Here is a 16,847-nt window from a genome sequence, read left to right as displayed (position 1 = left end):
CCTCATTCTCAGATTATTTGATGCAGGTTTTACGTGACCCATTCGGACTTCATTACCCAGCTTTTTGACATTGCCAATCACAATAAACATCGCTATTTGGTGGAGGTGTCAGGGGATGAGGAGTGGGTCGAAACAACACTAAATCCAGCCATTAAAAACATCATCTCTACATGTGATGAGAGTGTATTCAAGCTGGGAGGGAAACCGCTTTTTGGAGCCACTACAAAACCGTTTAAGTATGGAACGAAATTACTCGGCTCCGAAATGAGAGCGCTCATCTACGATTGCACAGACGGATTCGATGCCAACAGTTTTACCGCAGCTTGTGGTGCTGTTGTGGGTGGCGGAGTTGTTTTCTTGATTAATCTTCATAAATTGGAGAATAATTTAGGTACACGTTGGCTGAGAGCCCACCTAGTAAGTGCGATTAAAATAGGTCCATCAGTCGATATACCTGCACTTCCTGAGAAAATGCTTAAAGCGACTACTCTTCAATACGCAGATCAACGAAAGGCGGTTGATGCCGTTCAAAAGGTGCTAACAGGAAAGCGTAAACGACCACTAGTTATGACGGCCGACAGAGGGCGAGGGAAGTCTTCTGCAATTGGTATTGCGGCGGCAAAAATGATGCTGACCCGTAAAGTCGAGATTCTTGTTACAGCGCCTTCGACGAGCGCTATCACACCTATATTTGAACATGCTCAACGACAACTTGGTCTCGAAGCTCGCATTACCAAGCATATTGTAGAAAAGGCAAACGGGAGCAGTTTGCGTTTTATTGCTCCTGATGAATTGCTATCGACGTTACCAGATTGCGATTTACTGATTGTGGACGAAGCATCGGCAGTTCCTATTCCTCTTCTTATTCAAATGACTGAGCGGTATCACCGAATGGTCTTCTCGACCACCGTGCATGGATATGAGGGATGCGGTCGAGGGTTTACCCTTAAGTTTAATCAATGGCTGCAACAACATCGTGCTGGGTGGCGTTCCATATCTTTGAATCAGCCGATTCGATGGGCGGAAGATGACCCAGTTGAATCTTGGCTGTTTGATGCTTTTTTATTGGATGCTAATCTTGAGAAAATCAACATGCCATCGGGAGTGGACAGTCAGCATTTCACTTTATCTCGTCAGAATAAAAACGAGCTTGTTGAAAACAAAGCCCTTCTTAAACGTTGTTTTGGTCTTTTGGTTAATGCTCATTATCAAACGACCCCTAATGATTTATTTCAGATACTCAATGATAGCAATGTCGAATTGTGGCTCACGGTAGCGGACAACAACTTGGTTGGCGTTATCACCGTCATAAGGGAGGGCAATCTTTCTTTGGACGTGATTTCAGGTATTGTGAGCGGTAAGAGACGACCAAAAGGGCATTTAGTCCCGGCAAGTATTGCTAACCATTTAGGGTTCGATGAAGCGGCACAGCAGAACAGTGCGAGGGTAATGAGAATCGCGGTTCATCCAGAAATGCAAAGACAAGGGGTAGGTGCAAAAATGCTGTCTGAGCTGCATGCTCGTATAGATGGTATTCAGTACTTGTCCACCAGTTTTGGTGCAACCGACGAATTGCTCCGCTTCTGGCAAGAAAATCAATATCAAGTGGTTCGAGTTGGAAATACAAGGGATCAAGCCAGTGGTTGCCACTCTGTCATTATGGTACGCCCTATTGCTCAATTATCTTGGTTTAGAAGTGCCGTTCAATATTGGCAACAAAATTTTGTTTCTCAGTTGTCTAAAGAGTTAAACATACTTGAGCCGGAATTGATTTCTCAGTTCTTTATGCAGTGGCAATCGGAAACGCAGGTATTATCTGATCATCAATTCCGAATGCTTTCTCGCTACGCTGATGGTGGAAATGGTGAAGAATCTATCAGTCATATCTTAAGTGAATGGTTGGTTTCTACGTTATCTCAATCTCGTCAAGTATCGCTTTATCCGCTGATCACTCTATTTTTGCAACATCAAACTTGGACTAAGACTTCGAACCTGTACGGCTTCACTGGAAGGAAAGCGCTAGACGCATACTTACGTGAGCAAGTGTCGATAGTACTTAATGATTTACAGTGTAAATCGTAACGAGTAAATTTCTATTTTCATAGTCTGAAGGGGTTTGATGTACGTAGGCTGCTAAATATGCTCTTTTGTAACCAGGCTTAAACAACAACGCAAAACGCTAACATTCTGAAATTTACACTGTAAATTTCAATATTTCGTCTAACTCCACTGTCAAAATCTCACTTCTTCTAGCACAAAAAATAAATTATTTTCAAAATTGAATTTGAGCCGTAAAAGCACTCTTAGTGCGCGATTTTTTTGTGAGTAAATTTCTATGTATATATTTGTTTATCAGTAATATTTTTAAATTTAAGTGCTAGTAAGTGACTAGAAAATTAATGTGCAATCCTATTCGTACATAAGTGCTGATTGAGCCTATTACGTACTTTTATTGTTGATAAACAAAGAATCCCTCCTACACTCAAAATAAACGTCAACTCCGATAATGGCTAGGTCGAAGGGATGGATACATGGAACGTCAACTAGAAGAATCCTTAGAGATTGGTAACGTCCTAAACATCAAAAATGAGTATCAGCAATGGCTCGATAGCAACGAAGAGCTAATTGTTGACGCTTCCTCCGTTGTTAGAGTTGATGCAGCAGGATTGCAAGCATTGGCATCTCTTTTCTTTAGTGCCAAGCAGGCAAATACCAACATACAACTTGTCAATGTTCCTGATGACTTACAAGAAAGTATCAAGTTACTCGACTTACAAAGTGTGTTTGAAAATTAAGGAATTGAGAGGGATTTTTATGACTAAGATTCTTGCTGTCGATGACTCTGTATCGATCCGTCAAATGGTTAGTCACACTTTAAAGGACGCGGGTTACGACGTAGAAACCGCGAACGATGGTAGTGATGCATTAAAAAAAGCAAAAATGACCAAATTTGATGTAGTGATATCAGACGTAAATATGCCAGTTATGGGAGGGTTCGAGCTGGTAAAAGCCATTCGTGGAAACCCTCAGTACAAATTCATTCCTATCTTGATGCTGACGACAGAAACCAGCATGGAGAAAAAGCAACAAGGTAAATCGGCAGGAGCAACGGGGTGGTTGGTCAAGCCATTCAATCCGGAAACTCTCCTAAAAACCTTAAAGCGCGTTATATAGAAACAGCGTTTGTATCGAGAACGTGTTGCAAGATTTAGGTAGGTGACCCATGGCTTTAGACATGAACCAACTTCGTAAAATGTTTTACGAGGAATGTCGTGAAAACTTAGAAGTGCTTGAAACCGTATTGTTGGATCTCGATCCAGAGAGTGTCGACCTAGAGACCATCAATACCATATTTCGTGCCGCTCACTCCATTAAGGGGGGCGCAGCTACTTTTAACTTGCTTGACATCAGTGAGTTCACCCACAACGTCGAAGCTTACCTAGATGAAGTCCGAAACGGACAAATGAGCCTTACTCGGCACAGTGTTGACATCCTGCTGAAAAGTGGCGATTGCATTACTGAAATGCTGGAAGGGTATGAAACCGATACACCAGTCGAGTCGGCGTTAAAAGAAGAAGTGAATCAAGCGCTATCGACATTACTGGAATCGCCAGCGGAAAACCAGCGTAGTGATACTTCTCAAACCCCTTCTTCTAACAAGCAGGGTGGGGCAGTGTCATCTGATCATACTGAGAGCTCTTCTATTCATGCTGAAAGCGCATCTGACTGTGCCCCTTGGCATGTCTCTTTTACTCCGCATTCTGATTTATTCTTTAGTGGCAATGACCCACTTAGAATTCTGGGTGAAATTGTTGAATTGGACCCAGATTGCAACATTGTGTGTAACACATCCGAGTTACCGGAGTTAAGCGAAATCGAAGCCGAGCTCTGTTATTTGAGCTGGCGAATAACGCTTGCTGGTAGCATTGCTGAAGAGGACATTCGCGAAATATTTGAATGGGTAGAAGACCAATGTGATTTGGAAGTGCAACGTGAAAGTGTGCAAAAGGAAAACGTTGCTCCACCAGTGCCTGAGGTGACTCAAACAGAAACTCCACCGGAAGAACCACAAGTTGTCGACAACGCGCTTGTCGCAAAACCCAAAGATACCCAAAAGCCAGCGAGTAAACCCGCCAAATCCGAGTCTAGCGTGAGCTCCATTCGAGTTGATATAGACAAGGTGGACAGCTTAATCAATCTTGTTGGTGAGTTGGTGATCACCCAATCAATGCTCACCGAAATCGGCAATGATTTCACGGTCGATAAATTGGAGAAGTTAAAATCCGGGTTAGACCAACTTCTGCAAAACAGTAAAGACCTTCAAGAAAATGTTCTGAATATTCGAATGCTTCCAATGAGCTTTGCCTTTAGTCGGTTCCCTAGATTAGTACGGGACTTATCAGGCCGTTTAGGAAAGCAAGTTGACTTGCAGATCAAAGGTGAAAATACCGAGTTAGATAAAACTGTCTTGGAACGCATTGTGGATCCGTTAGTTCACCTAGTGAGAAACGGAATCGACCACGGCTTAGAGCTTCCTGAGCAAAGGCAAGAGCAAGGAAAGCCAGACATGGGCGTTATAGAGCTGAACGCCTTCCATCAAGGTGGCTCTATCATTATCGAAGTGAAAGATGATGGCGCTGGTATCAATTGCGACAAGCTTTGGCAGAAAGCGGTTGATAAGGGCGTGTTACCTCCAGAATCTCGACGTGAAGAAATGACTGACAAACAAGTGGTGAATTTGATATTTGCCCCTGGCTTTTCTACTGCGGATGAAGTGTCGGATATTTCTGGTCGTGGCGTAGGCATGGACGTAGTTAAGAGAAATATTGAAGAGCTTGGTGGGTATATTGAAGTTGAATCCCGCCTTGGTACTGGCAGTACATTCACCATTAGCTTACCACTTACATTAGCCATATTAGATGGGCAGCTGGTTAAGGTTGCCGGTGAGGTTTACGTTATTCCGTTGCTGACCATTATCGAGTCCATTCAAATTGATACACAGTGTGTGAAACACGCGGCAGGTGGTGTCGAATTGTATCGTCTCCGAGAGGAAAATATCCCTGTACTGCGTTTGCATGAAGAGTTTGAAATGGGAGAGAGCGGAGAGCTCGAAGGACGGATTCTTTGTTTGGTTGAAGCGGCAGGTAATCGAGTTGGGTTACTGATCGATGAGTTGCTGGACCAACAACAAGTTGTGATTAAAAGCCTCGAATCTAACTACAGCAAAGTCGCTGGCATTTCAGGTGCAACCATTCTTGGTGACGGTTCAGTTTCTTTGATCTTGGATATTCAAGGGTTAATCACCTCATTTTTGAATCGTCAGTCAGACAGTAAAGGCGGCATTGCAGCCTAGGGAGCGACAGTGAACGAAGCACTTCAAGTTGTCGAAGGTGACACCATTTCCGATAGCGAGATCAGTGAAAATGCTGACTTTTTGAGTTTTTGTTTGGCTGGTGAACTGTATGGAATCGATATTCGAGATGTGGAAGAAATCCGAGTTTGGGAGCGCCCAACGCCCATTCCTCGCTCTCCTAATTTTGTAAAAGGGGTTATCAACTTAAGAGGCATGATTGTGCCTGTGGTTGATCTTCGAATTCGTTTTGGTATTGGTGATTGCGCTTATCTTCCGACGACTGTGGTACTTGTTCTTCGTTGTGCAAGTACCGATACAGAGCGATTGATGGGGCTGGTTGTCGATGCGGTTTCCGATGTGGTGAGCCAAGGAGATAAAGAGCTGACTCCTGCTTTGGGGGATTCTGCTGTTACCCCGTTCACGGTTGGGCTTCTCAACGTGGAGGAGCAAGTGATGTCTCTGTTAGACACCGATGAATTGCTCAACATGGAAACGATACTCAAGGCAGGGTGAATGATGGCAATACAAGAATTCCTGAGTTTCATCTTAGATGAAGAAGAATATGCAGTACCCATTCTGGATGTAAGAGAAGTCAGAGGTTGGAGCAACGTACGCTCGGTTCCGAATTCACCCAGCTATTTAAATGGTGTCTTAGAAATTCGAGGGGAGTATGTCCCCATTGTTGACTTGAGAAAACGCTTCAACCTTGAACCTGCAGTCATTAATGCAACAACGGTTGTGATTGTTTTAAACGATACGCATGGACAGCCATTAGGCATCATAGTGGATGCGGTATCTGAAGTGTACGCATTGGACACGGACGATATTAAACCTGCTCCCAATATGTCGTTAACGGTAGATAAAAACTTCATAGTCGGCATTGTTCCGGCAAAAGAAGGACATGTGATCTTAATTAACTTGGAAGCTCTATTTAATGTCGCAGAGCTCAACAACTTATCAGAAGAAAAAGCGCTCATGTGAGAGGTAAAGTTATGTCATTTTGGAACCGAAAAAAAGAAAGAGCAGAAAGACAGTTTGTTGCTCCATCCCAAGACAACCTAATGGGAGAGACCGATAGTGTTTCGGGAGCCGTCAGTAATGAGCAACTGCTTTCCGCATTGAACACGGCGCAAACCGCCTTGATGATGATTGATCGGGATTTCAACATAACTTACGTTAACAGGCGTTCTCTGGATTTGTTAAAACAACACGAGTTACTTTTTCAATCGACATGGCCCGGATTCAGTGCGGATGAAGAGTTTCTGATAGGAAGCTGTATTGATGGTTTCCATACCAACCCAGCACACCAGCGTCAGTTACTCTCCAACCCCCAAAACATGCCTCATACAGCGACAATCCAAGTCAAAGATGTGCTACTGGAACTTAATGTAGGAGCCATCATCGATGCTCAAGGTAACTACACCGGTAACACATTAGAATGGGAAGATGTCACAGAGCTTAGGCAGCAAGAATCCAACATTCTGCGGTTACAGTCGGCTGTGGATCAGGCACAAACAGCCATGGTTATGATTGACCGTGATTTTGAGATTACCTACACCAACCACGAAACGCTTTCTTTATTTAAAAAACACGAAGCGAAATTTCGCAGTGTGTGGTCCAATTTTAGCGCAACAGAAGATTGGCTAATGGGGCGATGTATTGATGGCTTCCATAAAGATCCATCCCATCAAAGAAAATTACTCGATAACCCATCTAATCTTCCTTTTAGTACTGACATCGAAATTGCTGATTTAAAAATAGAGCTCAATGTCGCAGCAATTATAGATGCGCATGGCAACTATATAGGGAATACACTCGAATGGAGTGACGTTACTGAACAACGTAAGCAAGCAACAGAGATTGCGCGTTTGAGTGCCGCTGTGCACCAAGCTCAGACAGCGATGGTCATGATCGACCGAGATTTTTTAATCACCTACACCAATCTAGAAACCATTAACTTATTCAAAAAGCATGAGAACACACTGAGAACTGTTTGGCGTGATTTCACCGCTAACGAGGATTGGTTGATAGGTCGCTGTATTGATGAATTCCACCAAAACCCCGCCCACCAGCGAAAGCTTCTGGATAACCCGAACAATTTGCCAGTTAAAACAGACATTGTCATTGCGGACCTAAAAATTGAGCTAAACGTTGCTGCAATTACTGATGCTGAAGGGAACTACGTTGGCAATACATTAGAGTGGAAAGACGTTACAGAAGAAAGGGCAAAAGAGGCAGAAATTGGTCGTTTAGCCTCTGCTGTTGCAGGCATGACAACGAACCTAATGATGGCCGATGAAAATGGCATTATCCAATACTTAAATCCGTCTCTTATCAATTTACTGACCAGTAGAGAAAGCGATCTCAAAAAAGCGTTGCCGAGGTTCGATGCCAGTAACCTCATAGGGCAAAATATTGATATTTTCCATAAGAACCCAGCTCATCAAAGAGGCATCATTTCTAACCCAGATAACTTGCCGTTTTCTTCAAATATTGCCGTTGGGGGGCTTGAATTTAACTTAACGTGTATCGCCATGCGTGACGCGGAAGGTAATTACATGGGACCGGCTCTGCAATGGGAAGACATCACCGAGCAGCAAGATGGCCAGCGTCAGGTTGAAAGCCTGATTCAAAACGCGATCAAGGGTGAGCTTACAAACCGAATTGATACCAGTGCTTACAGTGGCTTTATGTCTGAACTCGGTAATGGCGTGAACAACTTGTTGGATGCCATCGTCGCGCCACTCGGGCAATGTATTGATGTAATGAGCGAAGTCGCAGACGGCAACCTAAACAAAAATATGTCTGATGATAACGAAGGTGAATTCGGTCGATTGTCTGAAGCCGTGAATACTTCAATCGTTAATCTACGCAATATGGTTGACCAAATCACCACATCGTCCGCAAGAGTCGCCACTGCATCCACAGAAATAGCAGAAGGCAATAACGATCTAAGCCAGCGTGTTGAAGCGCAGGCGTCCAACCTTGAAGAAACTGCCGCCAGTATGGAAGAGATGACCTCTACCGTTAGGCAAAATGCAGAGAATGCAAAAGGCGCAAATGACCTTTCGGATGATGCCGCTAAAAAGGCGGGCAAAGGTGGTGAGGTTGTTGGTCAAGCCATTGCAGCTATGGCAGAAATCAACAGCGCCAGTAAAAAAATCTCCGATATCATTGGCGTGATTGATGAAATTGCCTTCCAAACTAACCTACTGGCATTGAATGCGGCAGTGGAGGCAGCGAGAGCCGGAGAGCAAGGTCGCGGCTTTGCTGTTGTTGCGGGTGAAGTTCGTAATTTGGCGCAGCGCAGTGCCGCCGCAGCGAAAGAAATCAAAGGTCTAATCAACGACAGTGTCGATAAGGTAGATGAAGGTTCGAGACTGGTCGACGAATCCGGCGAAACACTCAACGAGATAGTTGATGCTGTTGCGAAAGTGTCGGAGCTTATTACCCAAATCGCGCAATCCAGCCAAGAACAATCAACAGGCATAGATGAGATTAGCCGTGCGGTTGCCACTATGGATGAAATGACGCAACAGAATGCTTCTTTGGTGGAAGAAACGTCTGCTGCTAGCCAATCACTGAAAGATGAAGGCAAAGAGTTACTTAACCTAATGAACTTCTTCTCCACCGACAATGATGTGAAAACCTTATCCTCAAGAGGAGCGGCTGGAGCGGTAAGAAAGCCGTCCAGCAATGTTGCAGAGATTCGAAATGTCCCCGCATCCAAACCAGCAAGCCGAGCGGTTAACTCGGGGATACAGTTGAGTGAGGAAGGAGACGAATGGGAAGAGTTCTAAGCCGAGCAGAGGCAGAGAGTCCACTGACTGGTAGAGAGTTTGAACTAACAGAACAGGACTTCAAATACATACAATATTTTGTCCACAAAAGTGTCGGTATATTTTTGTCGGATAAAAAGAAGGCGATGGTTTACGGTCGCATCAGCCGTATTTTACGAGAGCACGGGTTTCGGAGTTTCTCTGAATATCGTGAATTGCTCGAAATCAATGATGCCGAAAAAGTAAATTTTATTAATAACCTAACCACCAATAAAACCCACTTTTTCCGTGAATTTCATCATTTTGAATACCTAGAAGGCGTGATGATTCCAAAGTGGTTCAATGAGGGTAAAAAACAACTTAGGTTTTGGTCGGCAGGGTGTTCAACAGGAGAAGAGCCCTACAGTTACCTTGCTATGTTAAAAAAAGCGCAAGTATTCGACCGGATAAGAGATGTGCGTATGCTTGCAACCGACTTAGACACCAATGTATTAGCCCACGCTAAGCAGGGTGTTTACGGGGAAGAATCACTAGAAAGTATACCCAGCGAATACCTAAAAGGGGCATTCGTGAAGGGAAAAGGCCAAATGGCCGGAAAAATAAAAATAAAACGTCAGTTACAGCAACACCTTACTTTTAACCAGCTCAACCTATTAGCTGATTGGCCCATGGATCAGCAATTTGATGTTATCTCTTGTCGCAACGTCATGATTTATTTTGATAAGCCAACGCAAGAGACACTCATTCGGAGATTTTACGAACTTCTTGCCGACGATGGTGTGTTGTTTATCGGTCATTCAGAGAGTGTTGGAAATTGTACTGACATATTCCGTCACCTCGGACACACCATTTACCTTAAACAGTGAGGCAAGAATGAAAGGACAGCAGGCAAATGCACCTATCCAAACGTCACAATTCAGCCGCTTTTACCATCAACAAAAGAAAGTGCACATGGTGAAAGTGATGCCCGGTGGTGTTTACACCAGCCGCGAACCGGAAGTGATTTGTACCGGATTAGGATCATGCATCGCCGCCTGTATGTGGGATCCGCAGGCCTATATCGGGGGTATGAACCATTTTTTGTTGCCATTCGACAGTAACGCAGAAATAGAGCATTGGCATCCAACCGAAATTGTTTCGACTGCCTCTCGATATGGCAATAACGCAATGGAAATGCTGATAAACCAATTGCTTGCTGGCGGGGCTGTGCGAGAACGGATTCGCTTGAAACTGTTTGGTGGTGCGCAATTGATGGGCAGAAGTGCCCTTATTGGTGACAAAAATATTGAATTTGCACTGAATTACGCGCGTGAAGAAAAGTTTGAGATTGAAGCGCAAGATTTAGGGGGGATGATCCCAAGAAAAGTGATGTTCGATCCGCTGAGTGGTCAGGCTTGGGTTAAACGCATCCGACTCTCTGAAGTTGATAAGGTGAAACGAAATGAAGCGAAATACGCCAAAGAGTTGGATATAGAGAGTCATCGTTCTCACGATAATGATGCGGAGCTGTTTTTATGAATAAAAAACTAAAAGTAATGATCGTTGATGACTCCCCTGTATTTAGAGCGCTGCTAACGGAGATCATCGAATCCGATCCTCAGTTGACCGTTGTGGCAGCAGCGGAAAACCCCTATGAAGCACGGGATCTTATTAAGCAGCATAACCCTGATGTGCTTACCTTAGATATTGAAATGCCGAAGATGAATGGTGTGCAATTTCTTAAAAACCTCATGCGACTGCGCCCTATGCCCGTCGTCATGATTTCTACTCTAACTCAGCATGGTGCCGACATCACACTTGAAGCCTTAGAAATAGGTGCCGTCGATTACTTTCCTAAACCTGCCGTAGAAAACACGGCAGAGATGATCCACTACAAACAAATGGTCAATGCCAAAGTCAAAATGGCGGCAGGGGCGAACGTAAAACAGCAGCACAATAATCATCAGGCTGAAAAGCAAGAAAAAGTAAAACACAAAAGCAAGCGGTTCGATTTGATTGCCATTGGTGCCTCGACAGGAGGGACGGAAGCCGTCCGATCGGTATTGTCGTCTTTGCCATCGAATCTACCACCCATCGTCATCACTCAGCATATTAGTGCGTTGTTTACGCCTTCGTTTGCTCAGCGGCTTGATGATGCAAGTGAAATGACGGTACGAGACCTTGCCGTGGACTCTGCTCCACTTGTGAACGGATGCGCTTACGTTGCGCCAGGCGATCAGCACATGGTGATTGTTAAGCGGGGTGGCTGCTTGTATTGCGAATTGGATGACAGACCTCCTGTTAACCGCCACAAGCCGTCTGTTGATGTCATGTTTGATGCAATAGCAGAAACGCTAAAAGACAGAGCCATCGGCGTGATTCTTACGGGAATGGGGCAGGATGGAGCAGCAGGAATGCTGAATATGAACAATGCAGGTGCATTTACGATAGCGCAGGATGAGCAGTCCTCTGTGGTATGGGGAATGCCGCGTGTCGCGGTAGAAGTAGGAGCGGTAGAAAAAGTGGTGTCACTGAATAAAATCCCGAAACTGATATGTGACACGTTGTTTTCTTCCTGAATACTTCTGAATTGAAGGGGTCTATAACAATGCAAAAAATAACAAACTTCGTGACGAATTGGTGGCTCATTCTCGGCTTACAAGTGTTGGGGCTCAGTTTCGTTGCAATGGAAGTATCTTCAATGTGGGTGGTTGTGCTGTCTGTGTTGATCGCCGCTACACCTTGGGTTCTGATTAAATCGCCACAAAAAGAACCCAAGTCATTTGATTCGGGAGAAGAGCCAGAACCCGCCATCGAAATGAATTCAGATCGACGAGTACGGCTAGATGAAATCAAACAGCTGATGGAAGAAGAGCTTCCGCATATAAAAGAAAGTTTAGACAAACAACGTGGTGTGATTGATGAATCTGTCGTGACACTCAATGATAGCTTCTTCGGTTTGCAAGAAGTCTCGCAACGTCAAAGCCTTGTGTCAGAGACTTTAGTGAACAACCTTCTAGCCAATCAAGATAGTAAATACAGCCTGACTCAAGTACTCCCTAAAACAGAAAAAATATTCGCTCAATATATTGAAATTCTTGTCAGCGTTTCGGAAAAAAGCATCACCGCTGTACACAGCATTCATGACATGTCATCAAAATTGGACAACGTATTTCGCCTATTGGACCAAGTCCAAGGGCTATCCGAGCAAACCAACCTGTTGGCTCTGAATGCCGCTATAGAAGCTGCGCGAGCTGGTGATGCTGGGAGAGGTTTTGCCGTTGTTGCTCAAGAGGTGAGGAATTTGTCTCTTAAAGCCGAAGATTTGAACGGGCAGATCCAGAAAGAGATAACGATCGCCCAAGGCACGATCAATGAAGCAAACGAAACGGTGGGTGAGATCGCCTCAATAGACATGACTGTAGCGATCGATTCGAAAGATCAAGTGGAAGATATGTTGCAAGGAGTGCAGCAAGTTAACGTTGAGATTAAGGAAGAAGTCGACAAATTACGAGTGATGGGAAGCGAACTTGCAGAGCAGGTGAGCAACGGTATTCGAGCACTGCAATTTGCCGATATTGTTGCTCAGCAAGGTCAACATGCAGAGCGCAGTGCACATGCTCTGGAAGATATGACAGTTCTAATGGGCAAGTTTAATAGGCGAGAAATAGAGCTTTCAGAGTTGATACAAAGCATTGAAGAGCTAATGGGTCATGCCCAAAGCCGCGGAGAAGCTGCAGCACAGCAATCCGGTATCGATGAAGGTGAAGTGGAATTATTCTAGGGAGAAGAACTATGTCAGTATCCGCTGAAATAGATAACAACCAAAGACGCGTCGTCATTTCGGTTGAAGGGGCATTTGGGTTTAATTTGGTTCACGAATTTCGCCAAAGCTACAGCCAGCAAAAAGGGTATCGTTTTGTGGTCGACTTCCGAAAAGTCGATTACATCGACAGTGCCGGTCTAGGCATGCTACTCAATATGCATAAATTCTTACAACAGCAAGATGGTGATATCGTCATTACCAACAGCATGCCTCAAGTGAAAAAAATTCTACTGATATCGAGATTTGATAAGAAATTCTCAATCGAATAACGAATTCAGGAGGGCTAGGTTATGAGAGTGCTGATTGTTGATGATCAAAAAACCAATCGGGAAATGTTTCGCTACATGCTGACCAGCATCGCAGAAGAGATTACCCTATTTGAAAATGGCGAAGGTGTAGTAGACGCATTAAAAGAAGTAGAGAGCCTTCCCGATGTGATCCTTATGGACGTTATGATGCCAGTGAAAGACGGCTTTACGACGGCCAAAGAAATTCGCGAAGAATTCCCCGACGTACACATGCCCATAATCTTCTTAACCGTTTTGGATGATCGTGATTCGTTCGGTCGCTGTCTTTTTTATGGGGATGACTTCATCCTCAAGCCTGTCGGCAGAAGTACGCTCCTTGCCAAAGTACAGGCGCACTATCGTGTTGCGAAAATGCACAGTGAAGTGAGTAAACAGCGAGATGAGTTGAGTAAGTTTCGAGAGCAAGTTAAGTACGATTACGCCATCTCTGAATCTATCTTCACCAACCTTGCCGAAGATATGTACAAAAATATCGACGGCATTGAGTACATATCTAACCCCTCCACCGTGTTTAATGGTGATTTGATCGTTGTGGCTAACCGCCCCCAAGGCGGGGTTTACGTAATGATTGCAGATGCAACCGGTCATGGCTTACCTGCGGCCATTTCGACTATTCCTGCCACGAGAGCTTTTTTCTCCATGGCTTCTAAAGGCATGTCACTTGGTGAGATTTTAGAAGAAATTAATACGTCTCTCGTGCGCTTTCTACCACTAGGAATGATGGTGGCAGCGAACGTTTTCGAAATCAGTGCAAACGGGCTGGATGTGACGTGGTGGGGAGGAGGGCTACCAGACAGCTATATCCTCGACTCCTCTGGAAAAATCATCAACAACCTCACATCTTCTCATATGCCTCTGGGTGTATTGAGTGGTGAGGAATTTGAAACCAATTTAGTCCACCTACGCTTAGAACCAGGACAACAGATCGTGTGCTATACCGATGGTGTAACCGAAGCGGCTAGCCCCTCTGGTGAGCAATTTGGTGAAGATAGATTAAAACAGGTACTGAATGCGTGTGAGCCTAGTACCATCATCCCATCCTTGTATGAAGCCGTGAATGTCTTTTCAAACAAAAGCAAAGACGATGATCTTTCCATTCTTACCATGACATTCCCTATTCACAATGAGGCTGGGCAAACCCCTGACGCTGAATTGCCCTTTGTTGGCAAAGTGCCATTGAATACTCGGTTAAGCTTCCCGAAAGACGTGCTAAGTGGTGTAACCGTCATGGCGGAGGTTCGTCATTACATTTCTGGCATTGTGAGCGGAGGCCCTAACCTTGATTTGGTTTGCTCGGTCTTGTCAGAGCTCTTTGCTAACGCCATTGAACACGGCTTATTAGGGTTGGACTCAAAACTCAAAAATGATGAGGAAGGCTTTTTTACGTATTACCAGTTACGAGAAGAAAGGCTACAAGACCTCAACGAGGATGCCATGCTAACACTGGAACTCGAATATTTACCTGAGATCAATCAGTTGGGTATGACAATTGAGCATACTGGTGAAGGCTTTAATTACCATAACGTAAGTATGGTTTCTGATGAAAACAGCTATGGCCGGGGGATTGTGTTGGTTTCGGAGCTGTGCGAATCACTCGAGTATTCCAACTGTGGCAAAAAAGTGAAAGCCGTGTATCAATTTAGCCAATATTAGCGTTTTATTTGAGCTACTTATATAATTACTGACATTGATGGTGTAGTCGAATGTTTGCTTTATTCGTGTGATTTAAAGAATATGTAGCTGGAATTTGAATAATCAACATTTAGAGATGAAAATGTCATGAGCTAAATATTGAATTTTCTCTCTGTGGTGAAGTTGATGTGCTTGTATTAGTGACCACAGCCGGAAAACGCGCATGTTTTTGTTAAATCTCTGGGCAAATTCGTTACACTCATTCCAGAAATGGTGTCTTATTTTTGAGTGACGGACTATGTGGAAAGAGTTCATCCGACTTTCGGATGATGATCAAAGTGTCATAGCACAGATGCCCACCGATATGGCTGTAGAGTCTGACTTCGGTGAGCTGGGACTTGATCACGCCATCGAAAACTTGGGTGCCGCTTCCTTCTTCTTAGACGATGGTGCCGTAAAAACGTTTGTTAGTGCTGCCCGTAAGGCGAAAAAAGAAGCGTTTCAGGGTATCAAGGTTGCGTATCGTAAAAATGCGAGAGTGACTGTTGAGCTCGAAGATGACGATATGATCGCGCGTATGATTGTGCAAGGTGCCCAAGGAGGTCGAGCACTTCGAGGCAGCGAAATTGTAGAAGCGCTATCCGCAGCACACGTCACCAAAGGCATCAATAAACTCGCGCTTAAAAAGGTACTGGCGATGAGCCATAAAGTACCACCGGGGCAAGAGTTTTCTCAGGCTGTTGCCATTGGTAAGCGTCCTGTAGACGGAAAAGATGCGGAATTCATTTCTCTGTTCCCCGATATCAACAGCCGCGTACTCAGACCACAAGAAATTAATACGGTTACTCACCGTGTTGATATGCGTAATCTCGGCGAAACCATTACGGTTGCCGAAAATGAAGAACTTTTGCGGCGCAAACCGGCGACGAAAGGCACACCTGGTTTTACTGTCTGTGGCAAAGCTATCCCTCCTAAACCCGGAACCGACAAACTCTTACGAGAGGGGAAAGGCACCTATATATGCAAAAACAACCCTAATTTACTTCGGGCATCCGTGTCCGGAATGCCAGTCATGAAGAAAGGCTCGAGCGTTGAAGTTGATAATGCGCTGTGTTTAAGCAAGGTCGACGTATCGACAGGTCATATTAAATTCAAAGGTTGTGTTGTCATTACGGGCGATATAGAACCCGGAATGAAGGTGCTTGCCACTGGCTCTATCACCGTGGGTGGTTTTATTGAATCGGCCGATGTTCAGGCTCATGGAGATATTACCGCTGCAAAAGGTATTATCGGTCGCCCAGTTGGAGAAGGTGAAGAGAATGCCTGTGTTGTCCGTTCTGGTGGCTCCATTACGAGTAAATATGCTCAGTATGCGACGGTACAAGCTCACGATGACATTACTCTTGCCATCCATAGCCTGCAAAACGAAGTCCGTTGTGGAGGCGATTTAAGTGTCTGTGATGCGAATGGAAAACAGGGCACGCTAAGTGGAGGCAACACCCAAGTCGGTGGAAAGATTACCTGCGTGAACTTGGGCGTTGAAGGTGATTCTGTCACCAATGTGGAAGCTTGTGCCCGCTATAAAAAGTACAAAGCGGGTATTGAAAAGCTGAAAGAGAACTATAAAAAAGTTCAAGAAGAAACCATGAAGGTGGTTCGGGCGGAATTGGAGCTTTCCAAAACACCTAAATCCGAGCGGACTCAAGATATGGTGGATAACGTTGCGTCTTTAAAAGAAAAAAACAACGATCTACTCACTCGAACCAAGAAAAAGCTCGATGCGGTTGAACTTGAATTTGAGCAAATGCTTTCGGCGAATACCATCACCGTAAAAAACAAAGTGTATTCCCGTGTAACGGTTAGATTTGGTGAGGACACGGTAGTCACACGTCGTGAACATGGTCCTTCCATACTGTCTTACAATCACTATGAAATTAGCTTTGAAGCGATGATGAAGAGTTAATCTGTGT

The 16,847-nt window shown here is 44.5% G+C and carries 14 protein-coding genes; all 14 read left to right on the top strand.

What is annotated here, in order from left to right; translation table 11 throughout:
* The first annotated feature begins 33 nt into the window (after positions 1–33).
* The 14 genes from CW749_RS10060 (at position 34) to CW749_RS09995 (ending at position 16,840) form a co-directional block, all read left to right on the top strand.
* Positions 34–2,082: a GNAT family N-acetyltransferase gene (locus CW749_RS10060; protein ID WP_101111891.1), complete on the top strand. Its 2,049-nt coding sequence runs from the start codon at positions 34–36 to the stop codon at positions 2,080–2,082.
* A 449-nt stretch (positions 2,083–2,531) separates the two neighbouring features.
* Positions 2,532–2,795, top strand: coding sequence for an STAS domain-containing protein (locus CW749_RS10055; protein WP_101111890.1), 264 nt, complete (start codon positions 2,532–2,534; stop codon positions 2,793–2,795).
* A gap of 19 nt (positions 2,796–2,814) precedes the next feature.
* A complete protein-coding gene (locus CW749_RS10050; protein WP_101111889.1) occupies positions 2,815–3,174 on the top strand; it encodes a response regulator in 360 nt (119 codons plus the stop codon).
* Between the two features lie 49 nt (positions 3,175–3,223).
* A complete protein-coding gene (locus CW749_RS10045; RefSeq protein WP_101111888.1) occupies positions 3,224–5,353 on the top strand; it encodes a chemotaxis protein CheA in 2,130 nt (709 codons plus the stop codon).
* 9 nt (positions 5,354–5,362) lie between these two features.
* Positions 5,363–5,866, top strand: coding sequence for a chemotaxis protein CheW (locus CW749_RS10040; RefSeq protein WP_101111887.1), 504 nt, complete (start codon positions 5,363–5,365; stop codon positions 5,864–5,866).
* 3 nt (positions 5,867–5,869) lie between these two features.
* Positions 5,870–6,334, top strand: a complete 465-nt coding sequence (locus CW749_RS10035) for a chemotaxis protein CheW (protein ID WP_101112003.1) — start codon at positions 5,870–5,872, stop codon at positions 6,332–6,334.
* Positions 6,335–6,345: 11 nt separating this feature from the next.
* On the top strand, positions 6,346–9,153 hold the full coding sequence (gene aer2 / locus CW749_RS10030) for an aerotaxis transducer Aer2 (RefSeq protein WP_180958374.1): 2,808 nt from the start codon (positions 6,346–6,348) through the stop codon (positions 9,151–9,153).
* Positions 9,138–9,998 carry a protein-glutamate O-methyltransferase CheR gene (locus CW749_RS10025; protein ID WP_101111886.1) on the top strand — a complete coding sequence of 287 codons (861 nt, stop codon included), beginning with the start codon at positions 9,138–9,140 and terminating at the stop codon, positions 9,996–9,998. The genes aer2 and CW749_RS10025 overlap by 16 nt, the downstream gene beginning before the upstream one ends.
* Positions 9,999–10,005: 7 nt before the next feature.
* A complete protein-coding gene (locus CW749_RS10020) occupies positions 10,006–10,650 on the top strand; it encodes a chemotaxis protein CheD (protein ID WP_101111885.1) in 645 nt (214 codons plus the stop codon).
* Positions 10,647–11,690, top strand: a complete 1,044-nt coding sequence (locus CW749_RS10015) for a chemotaxis response regulator protein-glutamate methylesterase (RefSeq protein WP_101111884.1) — start codon at positions 10,647–10,649, stop codon at positions 11,688–11,690. The genes CW749_RS10020 and CW749_RS10015 overlap by 4 nt, the downstream gene beginning before the upstream one ends.
* A 29-nt stretch (positions 11,691–11,719) precedes the next feature.
* Positions 11,720–12,895 (top strand): methyl-accepting chemotaxis protein, encoded by a 1,176-nt coding sequence (locus tag CW749_RS10010; protein WP_101111883.1) that lies wholly within the window; start codon positions 11,720–11,722, stop codon positions 12,893–12,895.
* 11 nt (positions 12,896–12,906) lie between these two features.
* Positions 12,907–13,206 carry an STAS domain-containing protein gene (locus tag CW749_RS10005; protein ID WP_101111882.1) on the top strand — a complete coding sequence of 100 codons (300 nt, stop codon included), beginning with the start codon at positions 12,907–12,909 and terminating at the stop codon, positions 13,204–13,206.
* Positions 13,207–13,227: 21 nt separating this feature from the next.
* A complete protein-coding gene (locus CW749_RS10000; RefSeq protein ID WP_101111881.1) occupies positions 13,228–14,898 on the top strand; it encodes a SpoIIE family protein phosphatase in 1,671 nt (556 codons plus the stop codon).
* 277 nt (positions 14,899–15,175) lie between these two features.
* Positions 15,176–16,840, top strand: coding sequence for a FapA family protein (locus tag CW749_RS09995; RefSeq protein WP_101111880.1), 1,665 nt, complete (start codon positions 15,176–15,178; stop codon positions 16,838–16,840).
* The last annotated feature ends 7 nt before the right edge of the window (positions 16,841–16,847 follow it).

The organism is Vibrio sp. vnigr-6D03 (assembly GCF_002835515.1).
Lineage (GTDB): Bacteria > Pseudomonadota > Gammaproteobacteria > Enterobacterales > Vibrionaceae > Vibrio > Vibrio penaeicida.
The sequence above is the reverse complement of the archived record's forward strand: the minus strand, read 5'-3'. Positions and strand labels throughout refer to the sequence as shown.

What these genes read in the sequence shown, in the direction of transcription:
- CW749_RS10010 (WP_101111883.1), top strand. Translation starts at nt 11,720, where the DNA reads ATGCAAAAAATAACAAACTTCGTGACGAATTGGTGGCTCATTCTCGGC.
- CW749_RS10050 (WP_101111889.1), top strand. Translation starts at nt 2,815, where the DNA reads ATGACTAAGATTCTTGCTGTCGATGACTCTGTATCGATCCGTCAAATG.
- CW749_RS09995 (WP_101111880.1), top strand. Translation starts at nt 15,176, where the DNA reads ATGTGGAAAGAGTTCATCCGACTTTCGGATGATGATCAAAGTGTCATA.
- CW749_RS10020 (WP_101111885.1), top strand. Translation starts at nt 10,006, where the DNA reads ATGAAAGGACAGCAGGCAAATGCACCTATCCAAACGTCACAATTCAGC.
- CW749_RS10045 (WP_101111888.1), top strand. Translation starts at nt 3,224, where the DNA reads ATGGCTTTAGACATGAACCAACTTCGTAAAATGTTTTACGAGGAATGT.
- CW749_RS10015 (WP_101111884.1), top strand. Translation starts at nt 10,647, where the DNA reads ATGAATAAAAAACTAAAAGTAATGATCGTTGATGACTCCCCTGTATTT.
- CW749_RS10035 (WP_101112003.1), top strand. Translation starts at nt 5,870, where the DNA reads ATGGCAATACAAGAATTCCTGAGTTTCATCTTAGATGAAGAAGAATAT.
- CW749_RS10000 (WP_101111881.1), top strand. Translation starts at nt 13,228, where the DNA reads ATGAGAGTGCTGATTGTTGATGATCAAAAAACCAATCGGGAAATGTTT.
- CW749_RS10025 (WP_101111886.1), top strand. Translation starts at nt 9,138, where the DNA reads ATGGGAAGAGTTCTAAGCCGAGCAGAGGCAGAGAGTCCACTGACTGGT.
- aer2 (WP_180958374.1), top strand. Translation starts at nt 6,346, where the DNA reads ATGTCATTTTGGAACCGAAAAAAAGAAAGAGCAGAAAGACAGTTTGTT.
- CW749_RS10005 (WP_101111882.1), top strand. Translation starts at nt 12,907, where the DNA reads ATGTCAGTATCCGCTGAAATAGATAACAACCAAAGACGCGTCGTCATT.
- CW749_RS10055 (WP_101111890.1), top strand. Translation starts at nt 2,532, where the DNA reads ATGGAACGTCAACTAGAAGAATCCTTAGAGATTGGTAACGTCCTAAAC.